General features: G+C 38.6%; 24 protein-coding genes. 18 read left to right on the plus strand and 6 right to left on the minus strand.

The window, feature by feature from the left end:
• Window position 1: 1 nt before the first annotated feature.
• From CSB87_RS15740 to CSB87_RS15830, 18 genes are all read left to right on the plus strand, one after another.
• Window positions 2-400, plus strand: a complete 399-nt coding sequence (locus CSB87_RS15740) for a hypothetical protein (protein WP_032041501.1) — start codon at window positions 2-4, stop codon at window positions 398-400.
• Between the two features lie 326 nt (window positions 401-726).
• Window positions 727-1,662, plus strand: a complete 936-nt coding sequence (locus tag CSB87_RS15745; RefSeq protein ID WP_032041502.1) for a phage tail tube protein — start codon at window positions 727-729, stop codon at window positions 1,660-1,662.
• Between the two features lie 51 nt (window positions 1,663-1,713).
• Window positions 1,714-2,247: a hypothetical protein gene (locus tag CSB87_RS15750; protein WP_106105098.1), complete on the plus strand. Its 534-nt coding sequence runs from the start codon at window positions 1,714-1,716 to the stop codon at window positions 2,245-2,247.
• A 331-nt stretch (window positions 2,248-2,578) separates the two neighbouring features.
• Window positions 2,579-2,761, plus strand: a complete 183-nt coding sequence (locus tag CSB87_RS15760; protein ID WP_032810518.1) for a type II toxin-antitoxin system HicA family toxin — start codon at window positions 2,579-2,581, stop codon at window positions 2,759-2,761.
• Between the two features lie 89 nt (window positions 2,762-2,850).
• Window positions 2,851-3,255 carry a type II toxin-antitoxin system HicB family antitoxin gene (locus CSB87_RS15765; RefSeq protein WP_106105099.1) on the plus strand — a complete coding sequence of 135 codons (405 nt, stop codon included), beginning with the start codon at window positions 2,851-2,853 and terminating at the stop codon, window positions 3,253-3,255.
• 80 nt (window positions 3,256-3,335) lie between these two features.
• Complete coding sequence (locus tag CSB87_RS15770; protein ID WP_106105100.1) at window positions 3,336-3,737, plus strand: J517_1871 family lipoprotein; 402 nt, start codon at window positions 3,336-3,338, stop codon at window positions 3,735-3,737.
• 60 nt (window positions 3,738-3,797) lie between these two features.
• A complete protein-coding gene (locus CSB87_RS15775) occupies window positions 3,798-7,781 on the plus strand; it encodes a tape measure protein (protein WP_106105101.1) in 3,984 nt (1,327 codons plus the stop codon).
• 10 nt (window positions 7,782-7,791) lie between these two features.
• Window positions 7,792-8,052: a hypothetical protein gene (locus tag CSB87_RS15780; protein WP_106105102.1), complete on the plus strand. Its 261-nt coding sequence runs from the start codon at window positions 7,792-7,794 to the stop codon at window positions 8,050-8,052.
• A gap of 108 nt (window positions 8,053-8,160) precedes the next feature.
• Complete coding sequence (locus CSB87_RS15785) at window positions 8,161-8,505, plus strand: phage tail protein (RefSeq protein WP_106105103.1); 345 nt, start codon at window positions 8,161-8,163, stop codon at window positions 8,503-8,505.
• Window positions 8,506-8,558: 53 nt separating this feature from the next.
• Entirely contained in the window at window positions 8,559-9,734 is a 1,176-nt protein-coding gene (locus CSB87_RS15790; RefSeq protein ID WP_106105104.1) for a pyocin knob domain-containing protein, read from the plus strand.
• Window positions 9,721-10,527 carry a phage minor tail protein L gene (locus CSB87_RS15795; RefSeq protein ID WP_106105105.1) on the plus strand — a complete coding sequence of 269 codons (807 nt, stop codon included), beginning with the start codon at window positions 9,721-9,723 and terminating at the stop codon, window positions 10,525-10,527. The genes CSB87_RS15790 and CSB87_RS15795 overlap by 14 nt, the downstream gene beginning before the upstream one ends.
• Window positions 10,528-10,533: 6 nt before the next feature.
• Window positions 10,534-11,289, plus strand: coding sequence for a C40 family peptidase (locus tag CSB87_RS15800; RefSeq protein ID WP_106105106.1), 756 nt, complete (start codon window positions 10,534-10,536; stop codon window positions 11,287-11,289).
• Window positions 11,273-11,938, plus strand: a complete 666-nt coding sequence (locus CSB87_RS15805; RefSeq protein ID WP_106105107.1) for a tail assembly protein — start codon at window positions 11,273-11,275, stop codon at window positions 11,936-11,938. Before CSB87_RS15800 ends, CSB87_RS15805 begins: the two co-directional genes overlap by 17 nt.
• Before the next feature lie 57 nt (window positions 11,939-11,995).
• The gene (locus CSB87_RS15810; RefSeq protein ID WP_106105108.1) at window positions 11,996-15,946 is read left to right on the plus strand and encodes a host specificity protein J; all 3,951 of its coding nucleotides are present in this window, start codon (window positions 11,996-11,998) and stop codon (window positions 15,944-15,946) included.
• Window positions 15,947-15,958: 12 nt separating this feature from the next.
• Entirely contained in the window at window positions 15,959-16,318 is a 360-nt protein-coding gene (locus CSB87_RS15815) for a hypothetical protein (RefSeq protein ID WP_057048996.1), read from the plus strand.
• Window positions 16,311-17,150, plus strand: coding sequence for a hypothetical protein (locus tag CSB87_RS15820; RefSeq protein WP_106105109.1), 840 nt, complete (start codon window positions 16,311-16,313; stop codon window positions 17,148-17,150). The genes CSB87_RS15815 and CSB87_RS15820 overlap by 8 nt, the downstream gene beginning before the upstream one ends.
• Window positions 17,151-17,280: 130 nt before the next feature.
• Window positions 17,281-17,670, plus strand: a complete 390-nt coding sequence (locus CSB87_RS15825; protein ID WP_004714964.1) for a hypothetical protein — start codon at window positions 17,281-17,283, stop codon at window positions 17,668-17,670.
• Window positions 17,671-17,712: 42 nt separating this feature from the next.
• Window positions 17,713-18,258 carry a glycoside hydrolase family 108 protein gene (locus tag CSB87_RS15830; RefSeq protein ID WP_005070345.1) on the plus strand — a complete coding sequence of 182 codons (546 nt, stop codon included), beginning with the start codon at window positions 17,713-17,715 and terminating at the stop codon, window positions 18,256-18,258.
• A 142-nt stretch (window positions 18,259-18,400) separates the two neighbouring features.
• On the opposite strand, the gene CSB87_RS15835 is transcribed toward CSB87_RS15830, so the two are convergent.
• The 6 genes from CSB87_RS15835 to alaS form a co-directional block, all read right to left on the minus strand.
• Window positions 18,401-18,925 (minus strand): hypothetical protein, encoded by a 525-nt coding sequence (locus tag CSB87_RS15835; protein WP_106105110.1) that lies wholly within the window; start codon window positions 18,923-18,925, stop codon window positions 18,401-18,403.
• A 4-nt stretch (window positions 18,926-18,929) separates the two neighbouring features.
• Window positions 18,930-20,165, minus strand: coding sequence for an AAA family ATPase (locus tag CSB87_RS15840; protein WP_106105111.1), 1,236 nt, complete (start codon window positions 20,163-20,165; stop codon window positions 18,930-18,932).
• A gap of 364 nt (window positions 20,166-20,529) precedes the next feature.
• Window positions 20,530-21,825: a Y-family DNA polymerase gene (locus CSB87_RS15845; protein WP_106105112.1), complete on the minus strand. Its 1,296-nt coding sequence runs from the start codon at window positions 21,823-21,825 to the stop codon at window positions 20,530-20,532.
• Window positions 21,826-21,828: 3 nt separating this feature from the next.
• A complete protein-coding gene (locus CSB87_RS15850) occupies window positions 21,829-22,323 on the minus strand; it encodes a LexA family protein (RefSeq protein WP_106105113.1) in 495 nt (164 codons plus the stop codon).
• Window positions 22,324-22,484: 161 nt separating this feature from the next.
• On the minus strand, window positions 22,485-23,690 hold the full coding sequence (locus CSB87_RS15860; protein WP_106105114.1) for a tyrosine-type recombinase/integrase: 1,206 nt from the start codon (window positions 23,688-23,690) through the stop codon (window positions 22,485-22,487).
• 286 nt (window positions 23,691-23,976) lie between these two features.
• A complete protein-coding gene (alaS, locus tag CSB87_RS15865) occupies window positions 23,977-26,613 on the minus strand; it encodes an alanine--tRNA ligase (protein ID WP_004709855.1) in 2,637 nt (878 codons plus the stop codon).
• Between the last annotated feature and the right edge of the window lie 80 nt (window positions 26,614-26,693).

A 26,693-nucleotide genomic window follows, 5' to 3' on the forward strand; every position in this document is an offset into this window, starting at 1 on the left:
AATGGCAATGACATTAGAGCAGGCTCGGCAAGCAATAGTCGATCGTATGATTAGCTTCACAGGAATTTCTCAAGACAGAATCCAATATCCAAATGCTCCAGGCTTCATAGTGCCAACGAAAGGCTTATGGTGCCGATTAACAATCAAATGGGGACCAAGTTTCATAGCTGGGCTAGCAGATACACCAAGTACTCGCCGTACAGGAAATATCTTGATTCAATGCTTTGCAAGACCGAATACTGGGGACCAGGAAATAACTGTATTAAGTGTGGAATTACTTTCCCATTTTGAATATTTCAGAATCGAACATTTAGAATGTTTTCAAGGTCAATCGATTGATGCAGGTAAAGATAATGATTTTGTGCAGTACAATGTGACAATTGGATTTACGGTGAACTGAGATGAGCGAAGATTACTTACGTTATATGACTGAAAGACAGGAGTTAATCAACAACATTAAATTACTAAGTGCTGAGCCATCAAATTTACAGAATTTAGAAAGTAAAACGATTTCTGAATTGATGCGCATTTATTACGCAGGTTTCGATAATCATTGTCCACGCTGTGGAGACAAAATAAAGATTCTCCCATTTAAGTCAATATATAGATCGAACTCCTCATAAAGTTCTTTAAATAAAACATACCGCCGAAAGGCGGTTTTTTTTCGCCAGTAATTTAACGGCCACCTTCGGGTGGCTTTTTTTATGCCTATAAGGAGTAAAAGCCATGTCGAGTGGTGCACGTCAGCTGACACAAATCGCAAGAGAAACAACGGTAGGTGTAACACCGACACCGTTTGCTCGAACAACCTTTGAATTTACAGACAATGGCTTAGATGCCACTGTTTCTAAAGAAGAATCAAAGTCTATTACTAGCGGGCGCATTGCTCGGTCATCAATGATTACAGGCGCAGAATATGCCGGTGACTTAAAGTGTGAGGCAAAATATAGCCAACTTGTACAAGACTTAATGGCTGCTGCAGCTTTTAATAGTTGGTCATCCAATGTCCTTACTTTTGGTGGGGCACTACGCCAAACATTCTCAGTACTTCGAGGTTTTGAAGATGTTAATGATTACCACGTGTTCCGAGGTTGTCATGTAAATACATTCAGTATTGAAGTTCCTGAAGCTGGATTTATTACGATGGCTTTTGGCCTAATGGCTTTAGGTCGAACTAACTTTTCAGCGCCTCCAGCTGGAACAGTAACTCCAGCAGATAATAACCCTAAGCTATCTAATGTATCTGTGGGTGAAATCTTGATTGATGGTGTTTCTCAAGCTGGTATCTCTTGCTTGACTGCATTCTCATTCAAATGGGATAACACAATGAAGTTACAGAAATGCTTAGGTGAAGGAATCAATGCCCGAGCTATTTTAGAGACACTTGCTGCTGGTACTGGTTCTTTCACTGTTGCATGGTCACGAAATACTTCAGACATGTACGAAAAGCAATTCACCAATGCAACAATTTCATTGAATGTCCCAATTACCGATACTTTAGGTAATTCTTATGAAATTTTTATTCCTAAAGCAGAAATTACTGCGACTTTGCCAAGTGGTGGAAACAGCGATATTTTGAACTCCTCGTTTGAATATAAAGTTGCTGATGAAGAGCCGACAATTACCCGTATTCCAGCACCGGCACCTAATCCAAATCCTTAATTTAATTTGACTGATAGCAGCCTTCATGGCTGCTTTTTTTGGGAGTTCAATATGGCTTTAAAAGTAACTATTCAAACAAGCAAAACAGTCAGCAAATGGCGAGAATATACGGACACGGAAGGAAATGTTTTAGCAGAGTTTAAAATACGTGGATCTGGATATAAACCATATCAAGTTGCACTTGAGCGTGCGAATAATCAGATTAACTCAAAAGGTTTTGATGTCAGTAAGGCTGGAAAAGATGACAAGCTTTACCACGAATTACTTCTCGAAGCTGCTGCATGTCATCTAATTGAAGACTGGAAAGGCGTAGTTTTTGAAGAAAAGATAGACGGCGGTGAAGTGGTTGAAACTGAACCCGAGTATTCACCTGAAAATGCAGTAAAGCTTTTAAATATGGGTGATATTGGTGTATCAATCTGGCTTTATATAAGACAAGAAGCAGAAACTATCCAAAAGGAGGCGGATTCATATAAGGAAGAAGTTGTGGGAAAGTCCTCAAGCTCTACAACTGGTCCAAGTTCAACTCAGAAGAAGAAGCGAGCGACTACAGCCAGAAGCAAGCCGCAATCGCCAAAGCCTTAAATCTAAAAAAGCCTCAAGAGTTTGAGAAGCCTGAATATTCGTTTACCTCTCATGCAATACTATCTGCGTACAACGTGATTTCACGTTCAAGACGCTATGAGCAGGGAATTCCTTTAGCTTTGGATATCTCATCAATATCTGCGTACTGTGAACATTACGAATTGCCAGTTGAAAGAGATATCTTTAATGACTGTATTTTTGCGATGGATAATATTTTTCTTGATGATTCGCATAAAAAAATGAAGAAACCCATTAAAAAATAACCCTAGAGGTATTTACTTAAAATAACTCTAGGGTTATAATTGTCTCATCAAGTTAACAAGGTGGTAGTGTGAAAAGTCTGGATTTAATCAAAATGATTGAAGCAGACGGTTGGTATCAAGTTAGGGTTACAGGAAGTCATCATCACTTTAAACACCCTACTAAGAAGGGACTGGTTACAGTTCCACATCCTAAAAAGGATTTACCAAGCGGAACTGTTAAAAGCATTTTGAAACAAGCAGGTCTTAATTGACCTGCTGTTTTCCGACTTTAGGATTATCAATCTAAAAAACAAACCGCATAGGGCGATTTGGTAAGAGCCTACGGCTTGGAGTACATGAGATGTTATATCCGATTGCAATTGAAATGGGAACAGATACCGAGGCATTTGGTGTCATCGTTCCTGATATACCCGGTTGCCACAGCGCCGGTGATACCCTTGAAGAAGCTCTCGATAATATTAAAGAAGCGATTGCAGGGCATTTAGAGATTCTTGCTGAAGAGGGTGAAGAGATTCCTTTAGCTTCATCGGTAAGAAAATTTATGGAACTTCCTGAATTTGATGGAATGGTTTGGTTCGTAACTGAGGTTGATTTAGGTCGTTATCTTGGAACCCCTGAAAAAATCAACGTATCTTTGCCTAGTCGTTTGATTCGTAAGATTGATGATAGCGTGGGTAAAGATAAGCAGTATAAAACCCGATCAGCATTTTTGGCAGCTGGTGCTGAAAAGCTACTACATGCTTAAAATAGAGAAGCCACTCGGTTGAGTGGCTTTTTTATTTCCCACCTGTTAAATTTTATCCATTAAAAATGATGGGTAATTTCATGAAAAAGATTATTTTATTGGGCTTAGTTTTTGGTCTTGGTGGTTGTGCAGCTACAACTGATATGATGAACAATCAATACATGTCTGTTATTCCGACTGCAACGGATCTAAACGGATACTGGTCGGGCAACAATGGTCCATATGCTGTGACTTATTCCTTCAAAAAAGACGGTACAGGGCTTATGTGTTCTAGTTGGAACGGTAAAGATTCTGTCGAAAAATTAAAAGTAAGTGGGAATGAAGTCATCGTTCAATCAGGTTTGAAGCAAACTATCAAAAGTAAAACAGACTCTAAACTTGAGTTAAAAGCTAACTACTATGGTGGAGCTAGTTACCAGTACAGCCCAGATCCAAACTTACAAAATGCATCGCCATATTGTGAGAAAGCACTGAGAAATTAATTCAAATTGAACAATTAACCCGCGAAAGCGGGTTTTTTATTGCCTAGAGGAAAGTTAAAGATGACTCAAGAATCACGTTTAGTCATTACTATTGATTCGAAAAATGCGGAACGAAACGCTAGAAATCTAGGCAATGAACTCGACAACATAGAAAAGAAAGGTGATTTCGCCTCAAAGTCTATGGACAGTGTTTCAGTGGCTACTCGAGCTTTAGCTGGACATATGGCAGGACTAGTAACAATTGGTGCTGCTGTCTCAAAAATGGATACTTATACGGGATTACAAAACCGGCTTAAATTAGTAACTAACAATCAAATTGAACTTAATAAAGCAACTGAAGATACTTTCAGAATTGCACAAAAAACATATTCAGCTTGGGATTCTGTTCTTCAGGTGTACCAACGCTTTAGTGATAATGCGAAAACGCTCAATTTAAATATGGATGAAACAGCTCGTCTAACTGAAACAGTATCGAAAGCTGTTGCAATTAGTGGAGCTAGTGCTCAAGCAGCAGATGCTGCATTGGTGCAATTTGGGCAGGCTTTGGCAAGCGGAACATTGCGAGGTGAAGAGCTTAACTCAGTAATGGAGCAAACACCAGCACTTGCAAAAGCGATCGCACAAGGGATGGGCATTACTGTAGGTCAACTTCGTTCAGTTGCTGCTGAAGGGAAGATTACTTCAAAAGAAATCGTTAAGGCCCTTAAAAATGTTCAAGATGACGTTGATGCTCTTTTTGCAAAAACAGATATCACTATCGGTCAATCACTCACTCTTTTAAATAACGAGATCACAAAATTTGTCGGCGAGTCAGGAAAGGGAAGCGGTGCGGCTCATGTGCTTGCTGATTCGATTCAGCTTCTTGCATCAAATTTAAAGTTGATTTCTGATGGAGCACTGGTGTTAGGGATTGGACTTGTAACTAAGGCAATCGCTACTAAAACCGTTGCGGTATATGCCGATGTTGCAGCAACTGCCGCAAATGTAAAAGCAAGCAAAGAAAAGGTTATTGCAGACGCAGCTGAAGCAGCCGCTGCTGTAAAAACAGCACAGGCGCAAATAGCAAATTCACAAGCAACATTGCAGGTTCTAGCCAGTGAAAAAGCATTAGAAGTTGAAAGACTAAAAGCTCAAATGAATGCGGTCGGTCGCACACAATCAATTACGCGTATGGCCGAATTAAAGAAAATTGAGGCTCAGGTAACGCGAGAATTAGCTGCTGCAGAAACAGCATTAGCAGCTGCACAAACTAAGGCCAATGCTACAAAAGTGACAGCATTAACAACATTAGGGCGACTTGGAAAAGGAGCTTTAGGGCTGGTAGGTGGACCTATTGGTGCACTCGCTTTGGGAGTTTCAGCACTTGCTGCCACATACACTTATTTTAAGGACAAGGCAGAGGAAGCTAATAAGAAGCTTGAGGAGCAAGCTAAGGTTGCTAATCGATCTGCAACGGAATTAAAAAATTTAAAAGGTCAAGCCAAAACAGATGCAATTAATGACTTAACTACTGCATTCAAGGCTCAAAATGATGAGCTTACAAAAATGGAATATCGAGTAGGTGCTGCGTTAATTGATATCCAGAATTATGCACAAGGAAATGCTGAAGTAGCTCGGATTTCAAATGAAGCTCGCTTAGGAACCATTAGTTATCAAGAAGCTTTGCAACAACTAGCAAAAGTGAAATTACCGCCTAGTTTAAGACAAGCGCTTGAGGAACAAATTGAAAAATACAAGGATGCATATGACAAAGCTGATAAGACAAAAACAGCTATTAAGCTATTTGGTATTGAAGTATTCGTAGCTGGAAATAAAGCCCAGAATGCTGCTATTGAACAGCAAAAACATGCTGATGCAATACAAAACACCAAGCAAGCAGCAGATGAGGCACAAAAGTCCTTACAGAAAATGTATCAAGATAAATTGTGGGATTCTCAATTTGTCGAGATAGTTATGAAAAAAGGTTTTTCTGAGTCTCAAGCTAATGATTTACTGAAGCTTTATAAAGATTCTTTAGCTAAGGGTCTTAAGTCAGTAGACCGAGAGGCTCTAAAATCATTAACGGATACTTGGAAATCTGAAGAATCAATCAAAGCTATGACCGATGCTAGAACTGATTCTATACGTGAGCAAAACAAGGAGCTAAAAAATCAGCAAAAAGTACTAAGTGTAAATGCGAAAGTCCTAGCCAATGCTTCAAAATTCGGATTTTCAGATCTAGAGTCTAAATATGAGTTATTGCCAGGCTTACTATCAGCAATCAACATGCAAGAAAGCAAAGGTGATGCAAACGCTATTGGTCCGCATACTAAATACGGGAAAGCCAAAGGTGGTTTCCAGATGCTGGATGATACTGCCAAGCGCTGGGGGTTGGTTGGTAAAGAAGTTTTTGATACTGGTAAAGCTGCAGAAGCAGCTGCGAAATATCTAAACTTTTTGTTTAAAAAGTTCGGTAATTGGGATCAAGCAATTTCTGCCTATCATGCTGGAGAAGGTAACGTAGAAAAAGGTACCAATATTGGTCCAGTTAATAGGCAGTACGTTAAAAACGTAAAAGGATATGTTGCTGGATATAATGGTTTTGATATGAAGGGAGTCTCTGAAAAAGATTTCGATTCATACCTTAATCAATTTCTGAAAACTCAAGAGGAGACCGAAAAGTTACGTGATCAGTATCGAGATAAAGATACGCTTGCTGAGAAAGAATATTTAAAAAGAATTGGTGAGTTAAAATTGCATTTTAAAGATGCAGAGTTAAAGCAGCTCACTGATAAAGAGACAGCACGTTTCAATGCTCAAAAGGAGTTAAACACTGAACAACTTGAATTTGAATTAAACGAGTTCCGTTTAAATGAAGTTCAAAAGCTGGAAAAACAAAAGCAGATTAAATTACTGCAAATCAAAGCATCAACTGATTACTCTGAAACTGAAAAAGAAATTCGAATCAAAGCTGTTAATACAATGTTTGATTATGAAATTTCTGAGTACAGAAAACTCCAAAAGCAAAAATTGGAGGAGTATCGAAAAACAATGTATGAGCAAGCCTCAATACCACAATCAGATGTTATTAATTTACTAGCTAAAAAGAACCTAACTTCTTCGCAATATGATTCATGGAATCTACAGAATCAATATAGTGATGAAATGCAGAATGCTAATGATACATATTCCTCAAATGTTAAAGCAGTTTCAGAAGATAAAACAATCGTTGACGAAGAGAAGCGCTTCCAGGCCTTATTAGATGCTGAAGAGCTATTCCGTCAGCAAAAGTTTGCTATTAATGAAAAATATACGCTTATGGAGCAAGACTTACAGAAATCGGCAAGAGAACGAGAACTCGAAGGCTACGGGCAATTGATGTCTCAAGCATCTACTGTTTGGGGAAATTTGACTGCCATGGTCAGAGAGTCAGCTGGAGAGCAAAGTGGCGCTTATAAAGCAATGTTTTTGGCTCAGCAAGGTATTGCCATAGCTCAAGCTATGATTAATACAGAATTAGCAGCAACCGAAGCTTTAAAGTTAGGTCCGATTCTAGGTATTCCAGCTGCCGCGGTTGTGCGTGGTTTGGGCTATGCCTCTGTAGGCTTAATTGCAGCACAGACAATCGCTGGTTTCTCAGACGGTGGTTATACCGGTAATGGCCTTAAACATACTCCAGCAGGAATTGTGCATAAAGGTGAGGTTGTTTGGTCGCAAGAAGATATCAAACGATGGGGCGGTGTAAGCGTTGTTGAAAGCATGCGTCAAAGCAAGCCAAGTGGTTATGCAAATGGAGGTTATGTTTCTAACAACACAACTGACGTTATAGCAACACGACGGGAGGCACGACAGTTTGATGCTATTAACTCTGGAAGAACTGAGAAGTCTCAACCTAATGTAATTATTAATAATTACAGCACTGAAAAGGTTGAAACTTCGACAAATTCAGATGGAGATCTACTAGTTACTATTGGTAAGATGGTTAAAGAAGTGGCACGTTCTGAAGTGGAGAATCGTTTCAGAATGGCTGCTCGTCAAGGTGGTGAATTTACTAAAATGAGGTAATAAATAAATTATGGATAAAATGCTAGAAAAGTTGGCAGTACAATCAACAGATTTAACAATGGAAGCTTGGGCCAGCGACCGACTTTTAATTGGTTCTTTGGTTATGTATTTAGTCGATAAGGGTGTCATTGATCATGCTGACTATATTCAACATACAAATAAAGTTAGAGATCATCTATTGCTTAACCGAGAATTTTCAAATGATAGAGAACAAAATTTAGTTACTGGAACTTTTGATGCTCATTTAAGTGACATTACTGAACCAGAATGATATTTCCGCTTTTGCGTTAATTACGGTATAGTTTTATTAATCTGGTCATATTTTAAATATGACCCTTAAAAGCTCGCTCAATGCGAGCTTTTTTTGTGAGAAAAATTTATGAGCGATCTTAAATTCACATTTGAATGTGACTTAGATGGGAATAGTAATACTCAACGTTTTAATACTTTGTCATCTAAATTTGGTGATGGTTATGAACAAAACATTGCTGTAGGTATCAATAACCGAGCTGGTGAATGGACTTATCAAAGAACGGCTTATAAAGCCGAAATTATGCAAATCAAAGCATTCTTCGATCAGCACAAGGGCGCAGACTCATTTCTTTGGGATTCGCCGTTAGACGGCGAAGTTCGGGTAAAAACTAGCCCTGAATATCAACCTCGCCAAATTGGCGGTCATACATGGCAAATCTCTACGACATTCACCCAAGTCTTTTACCCTTAATTTAAACCCTTTTGAAGCCCCTTTTTAGGGGCTTTTTTTATGCGAGTAAGAAAATGACGATTCAAACTGTTAATCTTGGTTCAGCTCCGACTGGCGCAGGCGGCGACACATTTCGCTCAACTGGCGCAAAAATGAATGAAAACTTTACAAACAACACTCATGCAGCTAGCCGATATGTGGGTACTGCTGCTGGGAATGTGATGGAAGTTGGTGCATTTGGTTTGGGAAAATCAATTCGACTTGGAACTCAAAAATTATCAACATTGAGGGGAGTTGGTAATGCTTTGTACTGGCAAAATAATGGAGCTAATATTTCAAGTGCTGGAGATTATCCCGATAGCAATTCGCAAGCAATTATTAATTTAGATATTAACGATTCAACTGATGCTTGTGCACAATTAAGCATAACGCATAACTCTGATTTTTATATTAGATCTGTAAACTGGAATGTAAATACTTTTCAGCCATGGCGTAAAATCTTGTCATCAAAAAATACAACTGTGGATGCAAATGGTTTCATCAAGTCAGCATCTCCGGTTGTTAAGCTATTTGCAGATAAAATTGAACCTAACGATGAAGCCGCAGAACAGCCTCTCTCTTTTGAAAAACAAGGCATTGGTCATTACGTTGTTAAAGGATCATCTGGTTTTGCTAAAGAAGGCTGGTGGATAGAAATTCCGACTGACACACATGGCAACAAGATTTGCGCTGTTGAATATCAAACTTTAGAAAACGGTGATCTTGAAATTAAGACCTTCAAGAAAAAGCTAAATGAAGAGGGTGACATTGTTGCCAATCTTGATGCACCAATCGATATTCCGAACAATGCAAATGGTGAGCCACGCTGGATCGATATTCGTTTAAACAGTATCAAGAAGACAATCGTCAGAAAAATTCCACGTACTGAAAAACAACCGCGTATGGTTCAGCAAGTAAAGTATGCTCCTCAGCTTACTTACATCACTAAATATGAAGATCTATTTGATGATGAAGGAAAAGCTGTAATTGTGGATGGCAAGAACTATAAAAAACCAGTGACACATATTCAAACAGATCAAAACGGTACGCCTATTTTGTCGAATCAACCAGTCATTAATGAAAATGGTGAGCCAGTATTCGAATGGGTTCAAGCTGTTGACAGTGAAGGTAAACCAATTTTTGATGAGGTGCCTGTCTTAGACAAAGATGGAAATCCAATCTATGACGAGGTGACTTATGACCCTGAATAGTGATTTCCAGAAGCTTTATGTAGATGGATTAATCCATTTGTATGAACTAGATGCCAGCAGTTTAGGTGCTGGCATTTTACGTTTTCATGGACATATATCATTTCAGGACTGGGAAAAAATTTACTCATCCATTGGATCTGAAGGATTGATCGGTGCCGATTCTGGCAGCATTGGAAAGATATTCGATGTTGGTGACCAGAAGGTATGGAACCGCAATATTATCTGGCAAGGACAAGTTTTTGAGCCGATGGCACTTGAAGTATCTGGTCTTGAAATGCGTTCAGATGGTAAAGCTTCGGCACCCACTTTAAGCATGGCCAACAACATAAATGGCATCCAGAATGCAGTATCTGCTTATTGTTTGCAATTTAAGGACTTTGCCGGAGCTAAGCTTAAAGTCATTACAACACTTGCCAAATATATTGACGCTGAGAACTTTACAGAAGGTAATCCTACTGCATCGAATCAATCAAAAGAGCAAATCTGGTACATCGAACAGAAAACCTCTGAAAATGCCCAACAGGTAACTTTCGAGCTGTCCAATCCAATCGATTTTGAAGGTTTGAAAATCCCAGTTCGCCAAATTACTTCACTTTGTCATTGGTGCATGGTTGGCAAGTATCGTGGTGAGGAATGTGGTTACACAGGTGTGGCAATGTTCACAGATAAAGATGAGCCAACTGATAATCCGGCACTCGATCGATGCGGTGGACGTTTACGTTCTTGCCGCTTGCGGTTCGGTGAAAATAAACCTTTGCCTTTCGGCGGTTTCCCAGCTTCAAGCTTATTGTGAGGTCTAATGAAACTTACAGCAAAAACTAAAAAGGCAATCATGGCGCATGCTGATGAATGCTATCCACTTGAATGCTGTGGTGTGATTGTTGATAAGCAATATATCCCTTGCCGCAATATCTCAGAAAAGCAAGATCAGTTTGAAATTCATCCTGAGGATTTAGCTAATGCTGAAGATCAAGGTGAAATTTCGGCATATGTGCATAGTCACCCAGATGGCACTACACGCGCATCGGAACTAGACTTAATTCAGATTGAGTTACATCAAAAGCCGTGGGTAATTTGTTCATATCCGGATCTGGATTTTCAAGTTTATGAACCTTGTGGTTATCGCGCCCCCTTAGTGGGGCGTAATTATTTTCACGGTTGGCAAGATTGCTATGCACTGATTCGTGATTTTTATAGTCGTGAATTGGGAGTAGAACTTATGGATTTCGAGCGTAAAGATGCATGGTGGGAAGATAAGGACCATCCATCACTTTACCTTGAGAATTATGAAAAAGCTGGGTTTTACGAAGTCGAGAGTCCCCAGTATGGCGATATGCTTGTTTGTCGTGTTGGGCGTACAGAGCATCCTAATCATGCGGTAGTCTGGCTTGGGGATAATGGGCAGCTTAAATCGGAACAAACTGAGCAATGTATAGGTTCAAGTTTAATCCTTCATCATCCGTATAACCGAAAGTCAGTACGCGAAATCTACGGCCAGCAGTGGCATGAACGTACTGTGAAAATCTTGAGGCATAGAGATGTTAAAAACAATTAAACTGTATGGCATCTTGGGTCAAAAGTTCGGTCGTGAATTTAAGCTCGATGTCGCAAATACTCGCGAAGCCATGCGTGCATTATCTGTTCAGATTGTTGGGTTTGAACATTTTATGTTGCATGCACATGAGCAAGGCCTACGCTTTGCCGTGTTTTTAAAATCAAAGAACTCAAGTAATAAGCGAGGCAAGAAACGCCCAGCGATTTATGACCACGAAACTAAGCGGCTCATTACCGGCGATAACATCGGTGAAGAACAGCTTGATATGAATACTGAAGCTGAGGTTATTCATATTGTTCCACGTGTAGTTGGTGCAGGCGGTAATGGAATATTACAGACAGTATTAGGCGCTGTTTTAATCGTCGTAGGTGTTTTGGTGACGGTAGGTACATTGGGCGGTGGTGCCCCACTAGGAGCTGCTTTGATTGGCTCGGGTATTGGGATGATGCTCGGGGGAGTTGCCATGATGTTAATGCCTAAAATCGATAATACTCAAGATCAAAACCAAGATGGAAACAGAGCGAATAAAGGCTTTGGCGGAGCCGTAACAACGGTTGCTCAAGGTAACCCTGTACCGCTTTTATATGGGCAACGTGAGATTGGTGGATTTATTGTGAGTGCTGGTCAATATCCAGAAGATCAGATGTAAATTCAAATTATTAATTAGGCGCTTTCTAGCGCCTTTTTTTATTGCGTGAGATTTCTTATGAATGCAGTAGTAGGCGCAAAAAAGGGAAGTAAAAAACAACGGCAACCCGTAATTTCTCCAGATTCTGCACAGTCGAAAACATATATTAAAGTCCTTTATGGATTAGCTGAAGGAGAAATTGAGGGGCTAGCAAATGGCCTCCAGTCAATTTATTTAGAAGAAACTCCACTTCAAAATGCAGACGGAAGTTTTAACTTTGAAAATGTAAAAGTTGATTTTCGAAGAGGAACTAATGATCAGGAATACATTGAGGGCTTTCCAGCAGTTGAAAGTGAAACCGCCATCGATGTGGAGTTGAAGTCCGAAACGCCATGGGTCCGCGCTTTTAGTAATCTTGATCTTGATGCGGTTCGCTTACGCTTGAAATGGGGGCCATTACGAAGTCAAGATGCCACAAATGGTGATGTATCAGGTGTAACAATTGAATATGCAATTGACTTACAGACTGACGGGGGAATCTGGACTGAAGTTCTAAAAACAAAGATTTCAGATAAAACATCTGCTAATTACGAACGAGCACACCGCATTGATTTGCCTCGAGCTGATTCTGGATGGCTAGTTCGTGTGCGCCGTCTTACTCCTAATTCTACTTCTGAATTTATCAGCGACAAGATGTATATTTCCGCTGTAACCGAAGTTATTGATGCAAAATTAAGTTACCCCAATACAGCATTATTGGGCCTTCAATATGATGCTGAAACTTTTGGAAACGTTGCCAAAATTGCAGCAGATACAAAGGGAAGAATTCTAAAAGTTCCTACAAACTATAATCCCATTACTCGCCAGTATGTGGGTATATGGGATGGTACTTTCAAAGAAACTTATTCTAATAATCCCGCGTGGATTTATTACGATATATGCACTGCTGACCGTTATGCTTTGGGTGACCGCTTAACCCCATTCATGGTTGATAAATGGTCTTTATATCGCTTGGCACAATACTGTGACCAAATGGTGCCAGATGGACTTGGCGGACAGGAACCACGCTTTACTTGTAATGTTTATCTTCAGAGTGCTGAAGGCGCTTTTGAGATTTTAACAAAGCTAGCTGGTGTATTTCGTGCGATAACATTCTGGGATGGGATGAGCATTATTTGTGATGCGGATATTCCACAAGATACTTATTTCACATATACGCGTGCCAATGTCATTGATGGTAATTTTGAGTACGCGGGAACCCGTGCTCGAGATAGACATAATGTCGTTAAAGTTGCGTGGGATAATCCTGCGAATCACTATAAAACAGAATATGAATTTGTTCGCGATGAAAAGGCGATTACTGAAGCTGGCCAAGTTCGTATCTTAGAAATTGATGCTTGGGGATGTACTTCACGTGGACAAGCGCAGCGAGCAGGTTGGTGGGCTTTAAAGTCTGAGCAGTTAGAAACCCGAACCGTTAGTTTCAAAGTTGGTCTTGATGGACATATTCCTTTACCTGGCAAAGTGATTGAAATTGCAGATCCTCTATTTGCTGGTCGAGCAAACGGTGGACGTGTTTCTAAAATCTCTGCAGATCGTAAAAGCATTACGCTTGATCGTGACGATGTTGTTGCAGTTGCCGGTGACAGACTTATTATTAATGGCGAGGATGGAAAGGCTCAAGCGCGTATTGTTCAATCTATCTCTGGTCGAGTTGTTAATGTTACTCATGAGTTTGATGCTATTGCTACTCAAAATGTGTGGGTGATGGATGCTCAAGACTTAGCAACAATGAAGTTTCGAGTGATCTCGATTACTCAAGACGAAATTCATCAATTTTCAGTAACTGCACTTCAATATAATCCAGCCAAGTTTGATGCCATTGACAAGGGTGCTTATTTTGATGAGGTTCCGATTTCGATTGTGAACCCAACAATTCAGGATCCTGTAAGTGATATCGTAATTACTAGTGAAAGCCGTATTGATCAGGGGATCAATGTGGCGACAATGATTGTGTCTTGGGCGCAGGCTAAGGGCGCGGTTAAATATCAAGTTGAGTGGCGTAAAGATGACGGTAGTTGGATCAAGCTGCCAATTATCGGTAATAATTCAGTAGAAGTTCCTGGTATTTATGCCGGTCAATATCAAGCACGTGTAACTGCGATTTCAGCATTTGAGATCGCTTCTTTACCTGTTTATTCAACTTTGACTGAACTTTCTGGAAAGCAAGGTTTACCGCCAAAATTGGCATTTATCCAAGCGACAGGAATCTTATTTGGTATAAAACTTAACTGGGGCTTTCCTGCAACTGGTGCTCTAGATACAGCTTATACCGAGATTCAAGTTTCTCCGGATGGTACCAGCAACATTGCTCAATTGGGCTTATTCGCTTATCCAACGACGACTCATACGATTCAAGGCTTGCAGTCAAATCTGACTCAATTTTATCGTGGCCGCTTGATCGACAGGATCGGGAATATAGGACCTTGGTCGGACTGGACTCATGCGACAACTTCTGCCGATGCTACAGACGTTCTTGAGCTTTTAAATGATCAAATCAGTGAGTCTCAGCTCAACCAGGATCTTAAAACCAAGATTGATCATATTGAGACTATTGATGCTGAAATAGGTCCACTTAAGCAAGATATTCAGAATACGAAAGATCGGATTACACAAGAAGTCATTGATCGTCAAAACGCTATTCAGCAAGCTTCAGATGGCCTTTCACAGCAAATTATTGATGGTGATGAAAGTGTTCTTGAAGTTGTGGAAACGGTCAAGAAATCAAGTGATGATGGTCTTGCGGCGGTTCAGGAAGATATTCGTGTTGTTGCAGATGATCTTTCATTAGTTGCTGAAAAAACAGATGGTGTGTATGCACAACTGAATCCTGCATTGATTGGCTCTGAATCAGATCTAATTGGTAACGATCAAGGTTTTGCTGGCACATGGTCTGTTCAATCGGCAATGATCGAAGGGGATTTAGCACTTAGTAAGCGTATTGATACAACGGCAGTTGAGTTAAATAACTTACAGGCTTATGCACAACGAGAAGTACAAGCGCGAATTGAAGGCGATAAAGTAACTGTTCAAAAGATTGATACGTATATCGCAAGCAATGATAGTGCTCTTGCAACTGTACGCCAGTCGGCACAGGTAGCAGTTGAGCAGGCATCGGCAAATGCCGAAGCGATTGATTCCATTAATCTTGAGCTTGACGATAAAGCTTCAACTGGTGCACTTGAGCAAGTTAAGTCTGATATTAAGAATGTAGATGACAAAGTTATTGCCCAAACTACAAGGATTGATGGAGTTTACGCGCAAATCAATCCTCCGTTGATCGGGTCAGAATCTGACTTAATCGGAAATGAAGGAGGTTATGCAGGCGTATGGACCGAGCAATCTGCTCGTATCGAAGGTGATTTGGCTCAAGCTAAACTTACTGAACAGCTTTCTGCTCAGATGAATGAGAACAATGCCGTATTCAAGCGCCAGCTCGAGGCAAATTCAAGTGCTATTTCTTCAACGATAAAAGTAACGGAAACGTTGCAAACTAAAGTCGGTAAGAATAGTTCGTCTATTCAAAATGTCAGTGAAAGTGTAGATGGCATCTATGCTCAGCAGTTTATCAAGTTCGATGTAAATGGTCATGTTTCAGGCCATGGATCAATGAATGATGGAACTACTTCAACTTTCATTTTTAACTATGACCGTATTCAATTTGGTACTCCAGTGGGTATAGATGGTATTGAGCCAAAACCCTTAATGACATTGCAAAATAAGCCTGTGACTTTGCCAAACGGTACTGTTATTCCGCGTGGTTTGTATGTCGATAATGGTAGTTTTGGATATATCAATGCTAATCGAATTTGGGCAGAAAACTTAAGTGTTATCACTGCAAATCTTGGCACTTTTACCTCACTTGCAGATGAAAACAAACCTAACGGTGCTAGAACTGTTATTAGCGGCAAAAAGATTGAAGTCTATGACGAATTGAATCAAGTCCGAGTAAAAATCGGTATTTTCTAAGGAGAAAAGTTAGTGGATGCTCAGTTCTTGGCTTCTATTGATGGAGCTCAATTAATACCATTCAAGCAAACCTTGCCAATTTCTCATATGGTTGGAGAGGTTATAAATCCAACAGATATTAACTCTTATCAAGATAGCGCTTCATGGCAATTTACCATTCCTGATGGTCTTGCCAAGCCTATTTTGATTGGTGAGATAAAAGGGTGCCGATGTGCCTTTGAGCAAATTTCTACTTCACCTAATACTTGGAGATTTCAAGCTATGGGTTTGTGGTTTCGACATAAACAGTATTCATATTTAGATCAAAAACAGTGGAAAGAACCCATGATTCCAGCAGGATTTAAAATTCGTTATGGTGGATATCGTGGCTAGTTATTTTGAACTTAAAAACGATAACTTCAATGTTGTTATTGATGATACATATAACTCAGCTAAGTTCTTAGGAAAGTATGACGTAACTTTAAATACTTTTATTGATCGTAATACTAGTTCTTATTATGTGGAAGGATCCGATTATACATGGTCGGGTACCGTTACAGCAGCGACAGGCAATACTTTAAGAGAGCTAGGTTTTGACTATGATGAACCAGGTGATGCTGACTATGAAAAATTCTTAGCTAGTTTAAATAGTCAAATTCTTTCTTTTGCTCGGACGCTTTCAGGGCGTCCAATTCGATCAAATTCAATATTAACTAGAATTAATGGTGTATGGAGGTTCAACTTCAATCTCTTTGGTTACCAGCAAGGAGATGTAGGAACAGTTGTAAGCTATACCATTGCTAAAATGATGCCGAGTAAATTTGGCCTACAGGTTTTTAATGCTGAAGGTACCTTAGTATTTGATGCTCTTAAAGGATATTTGCAATTGGCAGGAATCATGACCGGAGGAGTAAACACCTATAATAATCCCGCCGCTACTTATACGATTACTTTGCCTGAGCAGTTATCAAGTGAATATTTGTACATATCTGATACCTTATCTTACCCATGGCGGTGCGGAATGAAATTTTCAGGAGGTGGAGTTACTTATGGTGAAGCAAACTTTTATCCAGTAATGTCTTTTCCAAGCCTAAATACTATCGAAGTTAAACTTGTCCAATGGGGGAATATACCAGGAACAACTGGCGCAAGAAGCTTTAATTATTTTTATGAGGCAGTTATTTATTGCCCATATCCCAAAAATTTCTACACAGGTAAACAGTAATTCAAGACTAAATCTAATTTTTTGAACTTTATAGCACCCATTTGGGTGCTTTTTTATTGTTGCTCCAATGATGGATTGGACAACGAAAGACTACCGCTTCCTAGCGGTCTTTTTATTTCTGGAGATATCAATGGAACCAGTTTCCACTAGCGGCTTAACAGCAATTTTAAAATTTTACGGTGCAGCAATTATGGTGACTTTAGCAGTTGCTTTAGTTGCAGCAGTTGTATTGATGACTCGTATGCCGCGCTCACCTCAAGAGTGGGCAGTTGGTTTGATCTGTACGGTTGTATCAAGTTTGGCTGGCGGCTCATTCATTATTGTGAAGTGGGGACTTCATGAATGGGTTACTGATGTATGGGGGATGATTGCTCTAGGTGGGTTCTTCTTTGTTTGTGGTTTACCCGGTTGGGCTTTAGTCCGTTGGATTTTTAATTTTATAGATAAACAGGAAGGTAAAACGATCGTTGAAGTGATCAAAGAGTTTAAGAATGCCAGAAAAGACATTGAAAACAGCTAATGCCGCCTTCGGGCGGTTTTTTATTACCTAAGGAAAAGTTAAATGAACATTGAACAATATCTTGACGAACTCATTAAGCGTGAAGGCGGGTATGTAAATAATCCCGCAGATCGGGGTGGTGCAACCAAATACGGTATTACTCAATCTGTAGCTCGTGAAAACGGCTATAGAGGCAATATGAAAGATTTACCTCTTGATGTGGCCAAAGTAATTTATCGGAAACAGTACTGGATAGAACCACGTTTTGATCAGGTGAATACTCTTAGCTCTGCTGTAGCTGAAGAACTTTTAGATACTGGTGTGAACTGTGGTATCAACTTTGCAAAACCACTTTTACAGCGTGCTTTGAACTTGCTTAACAACCAAGGTAAAGCTGGGTACGCCGATTTGAAGGTTGATGGTGTTTATGGTTCTAACACTTTAGGAGCTTTAAAAACCTATCTAGCCAAACGTGGGAAAGAAGGTGAGAAGGTTCTAGTGCGAGTGCTCAACATTATGCAAGGCCAGCGTTACATTGAAATCTGTGAGCGTAATAAAAGCCAAGAGCAGTTTTTCTATGGCTGGATCGCTAATCGGGTTGTTATATGAAAGTCTTTCATTGCAGACGTTCAAAGATAGCTTTGACAATCACAGTGCTGTGCATTCTATTATCAGGATGCACAGCTCATACGATCAATAGCAATGTGAGTGTAGGTATTTGTGTGAAAGCTCTCTGAGGAGGGCTTTAAAATTATATAGTTGGCTGTTTGTGGTAAGATGACTGTTTTCCAATATGTATACTAAGGGTAGAAATTAACTCGCTTTCCCATAGTTTAAAAGTTGGAATTTTATCTACAATCTTTTTATGCATTGAATGTTCCCGTAACATATTACTTTTAAATTCAGTTTTATTTCTAACGTTAAATAATTCCCTGAATTTTGATAATCCCATATTGTTACTTTTCATAATCTCATCTTCAAAATCTGCATCTTGCTGTAAAAGTTTTAATTTAAATCCTGATCTTTCTAAATAGGTTAAATTTTGAAGAAAGTTTGTTAGCTTTGCTGGATCATTTTTTAATACATCAGTATCAAAGACTATATAAAGAAAAAGTTTTTTCTTGTTACCTGATAGTCTTATAGTTCTTGCTTTTAATTTATTTAAGGGTAGTTCGCACAAATCTACTTTCTCAGCTTTACCTAACAATGGAGATGACTTAATAAAAGTCATCTCACATTCTCCTTCAACCCAATATAGATTAATATCATTCTTCATAATATTAATCTTCCATCATAAGTTCATCAATTAAATATGTATCTGGTAAAGTGCATAACACATCATTTTTTACATAATTAATAATGGACCTATCATTTTTATTAAAATGATCTTCAGCTTTAATGAAAACTGAATTGTGATTACTATCTCGTTTTATAAATAAATAACTGTGGATAGGTAAATTCATATCTAAAATATCATAATTATGAGTAGTATAGAAAAATTGACTATATTTATTCATCTTTTCTATGATTAAAGCAATAATAGCTCTTTCAATTTCTGATTGAACATGAGACATACCTTCATCTAAAAAGAATGTGCAACCATTTACACCTTTAGTTTTCGTTATACTAGATATAAAACTGGCTATTTTTGTAGCTTCATATGTTCCTAACGAAAGTAAATGTCTTTTATCAGTAGCAATTTTCCCATCATTGCTTATATAAATCTTATCTTTATTATGAAAATTAATAAAAAATCCATTTGTTTCATTTTCACCTTTTTCGATTGCTTCATTGATAGATGTAATACTTGGGTCAAAAGTTTTCAAAACAGCACTAAGAATTTCTTTATTGTATGATTCTCTAAATTTCAACTTATAATCATCTGATAAATCATTATAAAGAAAACTCCAGCCAGAACTGTGATCTAAATTTGAAAATTTGAATAGAGCATCTTTAAACTCATTACTAGAGTACTCATAGTCATAATTACTTATATAGTGTGTATCTCTACCCTTTAAAATAGAATTACAATCCAATTTTTCTAATAATTCTCTCAACTTGATGATATTGTCAGATTTTTTAATTTCAATAGCTTTATATGTGAAATGAAATCCTACTCTTTCATCTTCTTTTAAGAAAACTACCTTGGCTTTTAAATGATGGATATGACTATAATAATTATCCATTATTACAGGATCTGAGTTAGGTATTTTATCTATAAACTCTATGGTGAAATCTAACTCATTTTTATCAGGATGCATTCCTTCCTTAAAAAAGGAATTTAAATTTTTTTTATTAAGAAAAGCTCTAATAGCAAGTATGATTTTAGCTAAAGAAGTTTTACCACTGGCATTAGCTCCAGTTAATATTACTACTCGCTTGTATCTTATATTTTCGAAATTAGGTAAATACTCATATGAAATTGTTGAGTCATTAATCTTTCTTGAATAAGTTAAATCAAGTTCACAATCAACAAAGCTATACCAGTTATTAACATATAGTTTAGTGATGATCATTTTGTTAAATTCCACTTTTTGGAAGATAGAATTATACACTATTTGTGTATAAAAAAGTTCATTTCTTTTTGTAAAAGTATAAGTTTATATCAATGAAAATTATATCTTTATCAATACTTTATATTTAATTTTTATTTAGTCATTGTATCACTTATTTTTCTTCTGTTTTTTATCATTGACAATTGATACCTAACCCAAGCATCTGAAACTTGATGTCGACTTCAAAAAAAAGACGTGTAAGTAAGATTAAATGTTATTTAAGCTTATGTTTTTAATTTTTTTGTGAAAAACGTTTAGCTTAAGCACTTTTCATAATTATTCGTTTTCTACTCTTATAAGTTTTAAGTGCAAGCTACTTTAAAAATTATTTAACGATTGTTAGCTGATCCCACTTAAATGGATTTTTACTCAACTTATCCTGCGACATCGACCAGTTCCGACCCGGCACATAGCATGGACCAACACCGAGTTTTTTCTTTCCAAATTTGTTGTGCACGTTATCCAGTGCTTTCATCAATTGTTCTTTTCTCTCTATGACTTCAAAATCGGTTAATAGGTCATAAGTATGACCAGCTTTAGGTTCTAAGCCTGTTAATATGACACCGCATTTTTTATATTTGATACCTTCTTTATAAATATCAGACACCATCCTTACTGCTGCTTTTACGAAGTCCAGCGCGCTATCCGTAGGCTCAGAAAATGCGCCAGTAATAGACCTATTATAAAATGGAGCGCTTTCATCAAATGGGCTTGATTGAACAAATACAAGTAGACAACCACATAGCGACTCTTCATCACGTAACCGCTTACATGCTTCTTGTGCATGCATGGCTATTGCTTCTTGTAGGTCAATAAGTTCGGTAACTTTCGCACCAAAAGAACATGACTTAATAATTTGCTTTTTAGATGGCGGAGTGTCTTCAATCTCAATACATGAGATGCCTTGTAGCTCGTTAATAGTACGAGCCATAACAATAGAAAAGCGTTTTCGCATTTCACGTGGTTCAGCACAAGCTAGATCAAGCACTGTATTAATTCCCAGGCTTTGCAACTTTTTTGCATGTTTACTGCCGACCCCCCAGACTTCACTCACATCTATTTGAGCAAAGTAATATTCTTTATTGCACGGATCCATGTTTACGAGATCGCAAACGCCGTTAAAGCCTTGATTTTTCTTAGCTATATGATTGGATATCTTTGCCTCCGTCTTGCTGCGACCAATACCTACGCACACGGGCAAACCAATCCATTTCCAAATCTTCGCTCGCATATCGTGACCGACTTTTTCTAAATCAAAGTTTTTCTCATAAGCGGTGAAATCAACAAAACATTCGTCTATAGAGTAAGGTTCAACTTCTTCATCAGTAACGTAAGATGCAAGAATCGTATGAAAGCGCCGTGACATTTCTGCATACATTGCATAATTACTAGAAAGTACGATTACGTTATGCTGCTGAACAATGTCTTTGATCTGAAATAGTGGCACACCCATTTTTATGTTTAGAGCTTTTGACTCATTGCTACGTGCCACGGCGCACCCATCGTTATTTGACAAAACAATAACCGGTCTATCATTCAAAGACGGATCAAAGACTCGCTCACATGAAACGTACATGTTATTTACATCGATGAGAAAAAATACTTTGTTCTCATGTTTCATGACTTAATGCCGTGTCATTTTAATGATATGAGTGACAACGCCCCAGATAATCAGTTCTTGGCCGTCCGCTAAATAAATATTTTTATATTCAGGATTTTCAGCTTTAAGCCATTGACCTTTTTCATCGATCATTAAACGTTTAACTGTGAATTCATTGTCAATTAGTGCAATAACGATATCGCCGTGCTTTGCATCAAGACTACGATCCACAATCAATTCATCATCAATATCTATACCCGCATTGAGCATTGATAGTGATGCAACTTTGACAATAAACGTTGAAGTTGCATTTTTGATTAAGTGCTCATTCATATCGAGCGCTTTATCGATGTAATCTTGAGCCGGAGAGGGGAAACCTGCATTGATTTTTTCTAATGCGTAAGGGATGAGTAGATGAGTTGATGGTACAACTTGTTTGATAGATAAGGCCTCAGATAAAACAATACCTTGTGTAAGATAAGGCTTTATCTGAATGATGGACGGTACAATTTCGCTCATGTGCTTCCCCTAACTTGAATATGTAACATATTCAAGATGATATTCTAGAGATGAGCATAAATTCAAATTTAAAAAGCTGTGGATAAACAAGTAGAAGTCAAAAATTGACGCAGTATCTGGCGCATTTGGTCGGAAATTCTGCAATTCTAAAAGGGTAAACCCTAATTATTGGTTAGAGACTTTAATTTATCCAACCACTTTGCATATGCTTCTGTTTGCTGAGGTAAATATTCATAATAATCATAAGTACCTTGTTCACCAGACATTACATGACCAATCATGAGTTGTGCAACATCACGCGATGTAAATGCACTGAAATTAGTACGAGCAGTTCTTCGTAGATCATGAAGCGACCAATGTTTCATGTGATAATCATGATGTCTTCTAAGGCGTTCCATTACATAACCAGGCAATGAATTTGAAGAACCATGGCTCATAGGGGTTGCTTCACTGTCATTAGTTAAGAAGTACTCACAAGTGCTGTATTCAAAAGCCTCGACAATTAATGCCTCCATTTCAGGCAAAATAGGGCGAATGATTTCACGACCAGTTTTCTTGCCGGTCTTATTGTTTACTACAGGAACAATCCAGACCTTTCTATTTAAATCGAAATCAGTCTTTTTGGCTTTTCTGAGTTCGCCATTTCTACAACCAAACATTAAACATAGTTTTAAGAAAATTTTGTTTTTAGGCAAAATGTTTGATTCTTCAATAGCCAGCCATACCATTTTAATTTCTTCATCAGAAAGAAATCTGGTACCTCTATTTCGTTCAATTCCTAGATCTTCTTTAGCATAGATATCGGATAAGACATTCACTTCAAGCAATTGTCTCTTTTTAGCCCACTTAAGGACCTGTTTTGCATTCGTTAATACCCGATCTGCGATCGAAGGTACATCATCAGCTAATTCTTCAAGTAAGGCCAACCATTGTTGCAGAGTAATGCGGTCAACTGGTAAATCACCAATTTCAGGGATGACATGTTGTTCAAAGGTGTTTTTAATTTGCTGTGCAGAAGTCTTTTTCTTTAGACAATAACTTTCATACCAGTCATTAAAGACATCTTCAAATGTGCTTGCATCGATATATTTTTGCTGCTGTACCCGAACCTCAACTTTAGGATTCATTCCCTTATCTAATAGTGAACGCATTTCACTAGCTTTTATACGTGCATCTTTGAGAGAAATATGAGGGTAGGTGCCAAGGTCTAAACGTTCAGCTTTACCAGCAAAACGATATCTAAGCTGAAAAACTATTTTACCTTTAGGTGAGACTCGAACACTCATTGAGTCTCGATCTGCTATTTCTTCAACCTTATCACGTGCCTTGCCGTTATTAGCTTTCAGCCACACTTCAGTTAAAGCCATAGTCCACCTGTGTACATAATTTTAGTTGAGCGAGAGGTAAGTGCAAATATGTACACCAATGTGTACATAATTAATGAGACTTATTCTGTCCTAAAATGTCTTAGTATGTCTATATTAAAAACGAGGGAAATATTGAGAAATAAGGCTTTTATTATTGTTTTTGTCTTAGTGTGTCTTAGAGTGGCTAAATGGCATTAATTCTTTTGAACGATTAATGCCATAGTTGTTCCATATAAGCCATGACCCTGAGAGGCTTTTCAGGGTCAGTTACACAAAAAGTGAAGTCTTATTTTTGTTCAAGCCATGCAGGCAATGCTGCGATCACTTGTCCAAACTTCTCGTTAAGTGGCGCGCCACCTTGTGCTAAGTCAGGTTTACCACCACCTTTACCACCTAGTTCAGTTGCTAGATGTTTGATGATGTCACCTGCTTTTAGATTTGCAGTGTATTGTGACGCGACTGATGCAAGCAGGCTGACTTTGTCACCCTCTACACCTGCTAACACAATCACTGCGTTCTCTAATTTTGATTTTACACTGTCATGTAAGTTGCGAAGCGCTTTGGCATCAACCCCTTGAACAGTAGTAATAAGCGTTTGACGACCAGCAATGGTTTGAACTTGGTCAATCAAATCAGCCGCTTGGAAGTTTGCCAATTTCTGGTTGAGCTGTTCAATCTGCTTTTGTAATGCAGAAACCAATTCTACATTGGCTTGTACACGCTCAACTGTTTGGTCTTTCTGTGCTTTTAGTAAGCTATTAATGTGCTGAATATCATGATCAGCTTTTTGTACCACTTCTAATGCTTTAGTGCCAGTCACTGCTTCAATACGACGTACACCAGCAGCTACACCACCTTCAGAAGTGATTTTGAATAAACCAATATCACCTGTACGTTTTACGTGAATACCGCCACAAAGTTCGATTGAGAAGTTTTTCTCATCAATAACTGAACCCATAGAAAGTACACGAACTTCATCGCCGTATTTTTCACCGAACAGCATCATTGCGCCTTTTGCTTTTGCTGCTTCAATGTCGAGAAGCTCAGTCGTCACTGGAGTATTGGCAATGATTTCAGCATTTACGAGACGTTCAACTTGTTGTAATTGTTCAAATGAAACAGGTTGGTCATTTGCAAAGTCAAAACGTAAGATATCACTTGCAACTAAAGAACCTTTTTGTTGTACATGAGAACCTAAAATTTGACGAAGGGCAGCATGTAACAAGTGGGTTGCTGAGTGGTTACGCGCAGTAGCTTCACGAATGTCTGCTTTAACAATCGCTTCTACATTTTGATTTGCTTTGAGGTTACCAACAGTCACAATACCTTGATGAACAAAGGCACCACCAGACTTTTTAGTGTCTTGAACTTCAAAAATACCTGTTTCATTTTTGAAGATACCAGTATCACCAATCTGACCACCACTTTCAGCATAGAAAGGAGTTTGGTTTAAAACGATAAGTGCTTCGTCGCCTTCAGAAACTTCGTCAACTTGTACGCCATCTTTATAGATCGCTACAATCTGACCTTGACCAGTTGTGTTGATATAACCGTCAAACTGAGTTTCGCCTTCGACTTTTACAATGCTGTTATAGTCAACTGCAAACTTACCAGCATCACGTGCACGTTGACGCTGTGCAGCCATTTCAACTTCAAAACCGGCTTCATCAATAATAAAGCCACGTTCACGTGCAATATCAGCCGTTAAGTCTGTCGGGAAGCCATAAGTGTCGTAAAGTTTAAATACAGTCGCACCCGGAATAGTTTTATCTTTTAACTGAGCAAGTTCACCTTCGAGAAGTTTTAAGCCTTGCTCAAGTGTTTTAGCAAACTGTTCTTCTTCACGAATTAAAGTTGCTTCAATCACATCACGACGAGCTTCTAACTCAGGGTAAGCCTGACCCATCACTTCAATTAATGGTTGCAACATTTTGTAGAAGAACGTACCTGTTGCACCAAGCTTGTTACCATGACGAACAGCACGGCGAATAATACGACGTAATACATAACCACGACCTTCATTGCTTGGGTTTACACCATCAGCAATTAAGAAGCAGCAAGAACGCGCATGGTCTGCAACGACACGTAAAGAAGGCTGACCTTCATCTTCAATACCAATAATGTTTGCAGCAGCTTTTAATAAGTGTTGGAACAGGTCAATGTCATAGTTTGAATTAACATGTTGCAATACTGCAGAAATACGCTCTAAGCCCATACCTGTATCTACAGATGGCGCTGGAAGAGGGTGAAGTACGCCATCAGCAGTACGGTTAAACTGCATGAAAACGTTATTCCAGATTTCAATGAAACGGTCGCCATCTTCTTCAGGAGAACCAGGTAAGCCACCCCAAATGTGGTCACCGTGGTCAAAGAAAATTTCAGAACATGGACCACAAGGACCTGTATCACCCATTGCCCAGAAGTTATCTGATGCGTATTTTTCGCCTTTGTTATCACCAATACGGATAATACGCTCTGGAGCTAAACCAATTTCTTTATTCCAGATGTCATAAGCTTCGTCATCTGTATGATAAACCGTTACATATAAGCGATCTTTCGGTAAAGCTAGCCATTGTTCGCTGGTTAAAAACTCCCAAGCAAACTTAAGTGCATCACGTTTGAAATAGTCACCAAATGAGAAGTTACCTAACATTTCAAAGAATGTATGGTGACGAGCTGTATAGCCGACGTTATCTAAATCGTTGTGTTTACCGCCTGCACGTACACATTTTTGTGATGTTGTTGCACGTACATAATCACGTTTTTCAAGACCTAAAAAACAGTCTTTAAACTGGTTCATCCCAGCATTTGTAAATAATAAAGTTGGGTCGTTGGCAGGAACAAGAGAACTCGATGCAACACGTGTATGCCCTTGCGTTTCAAAGTAGCGCAAAAATGCTTCACGAATTTCAGCAGATGTCATTAAACGAGTACTCACAACCAAGTCACTCCATATTTTCGAATTTGGCTAAAAGCATCACCACAAGTTTATTTGTTCACAAA

This window comes from Acinetobacter sp. AR_0276, assembly GCF_003000705.1.
Classification (GTDB): Bacteria; Pseudomonadota; Gammaproteobacteria; order Pseudomonadales; family Moraxellaceae; genus Acinetobacter; species Acinetobacter nosocomialis.

Coding starts and splice junctions, on each gene's coding strand:
- CSB87_RS15840 (WP_106105111.1), bottom strand. CDS start 20,165: ATGATCATCACTAAACTATATGTTAATAACTGGTATAGCTTTGTTGAT.
- CSB87_RS15805 (WP_106105107.1), top strand. CDS start 11,273: ATGTTAAAAACAATTAAACTGTATGGCATCTTGGGTCAAAAGTTCGGT.
- CSB87_RS15790 (WP_106105104.1), top strand. CDS start 8,559: ATGACGATTCAAACTGTTAATCTTGGTTCAGCTCCGACTGGCGCAGGC.
- CSB87_RS15830 (WP_005070345.1), top strand. CDS start 17,713: ATGAACATTGAACAATATCTTGACGAACTCATTAAGCGTGAAGGCGGG.
- CSB87_RS15780 (WP_106105102.1), top strand. CDS start 7,792: ATGGATAAAATGCTAGAAAAGTTGGCAGTACAATCAACAGATTTAACA.
- CSB87_RS15795 (WP_106105105.1), top strand. CDS start 9,721: ATGACCCTGAATAGTGATTTCCAGAAGCTTTATGTAGATGGATTAATC.
- CSB87_RS15845 (WP_106105112.1), bottom strand. CDS start 21,825: ATGAAACATGAGAACAAAGTATTTTTTCTCATCGATGTAAATAACATG.
- CSB87_RS15740 (WP_032041501.1), top strand. CDS start 2: ATGGCAATGACATTAGAGCAGGCTCGGCAAGCAATAGTCGATCGTATG.
- CSB87_RS15785 (WP_106105103.1), top strand. CDS start 8,161: ATGAGCGATCTTAAATTCACATTTGAATGTGACTTAGATGGGAATAGT.
- CSB87_RS15775 (WP_106105101.1), top strand. CDS start 3,798: ATGACTCAAGAATCACGTTTAGTCATTACTATTGATTCGAAAAATGCG.
- CSB87_RS15745 (WP_032041502.1), top strand. CDS start 727: ATGTCGAGTGGTGCACGTCAGCTGACACAAATCGCAAGAGAAACAACG.
- CSB87_RS15750 (WP_106105098.1), top strand. CDS start 1,714: ATGGCTTTAAAAGTAACTATTCAAACAAGCAAAACAGTCAGCAAATGG.
- CSB87_RS15850 (WP_106105113.1), bottom strand. CDS start 22,323: ATGAGCGAAATTGTACCGTCCATCATTCAGATAAAGCCTTATCTTACA.
- CSB87_RS15810 (WP_106105108.1), top strand. CDS start 11,996: ATGAATGCAGTAGTAGGCGCAAAAAAGGGAAGTAAAAAACAACGGCAA.
- CSB87_RS15800 (WP_106105106.1), top strand. CDS start 10,534: ATGAAACTTACAGCAAAAACTAAAAAGGCAATCATGGCGCATGCTGAT.
- CSB87_RS15770 (WP_106105100.1), top strand. CDS start 3,336: ATGAAAAAGATTATTTTATTGGGCTTAGTTTTTGGTCTTGGTGGTTGT.
- alaS (WP_004709855.1), bottom strand. CDS start 26,613: ATGACATCTGCTGAAATTCGTGAAGCATTTTTGCGCTACTTTGAAACG.
- CSB87_RS15835 (WP_106105110.1), bottom strand. CDS start 18,925: ATGAAGAATGATATTAATCTATATTGGGTTGAAGGAGAATGTGAGATG.
- CSB87_RS15765 (WP_106105099.1), top strand. CDS start 2,851: ATGTTATATCCGATTGCAATTGAAATGGGAACAGATACCGAGGCATTT.
- CSB87_RS15825 (WP_004714964.1), top strand. CDS start 17,281: ATGGAACCAGTTTCCACTAGCGGCTTAACAGCAATTTTAAAATTTTAC.
- CSB87_RS15860 (WP_106105114.1), bottom strand. CDS start 23,690: ATGGCTTTAACTGAAGTGTGGCTGAAAGCTAATAACGGCAAGGCACGT.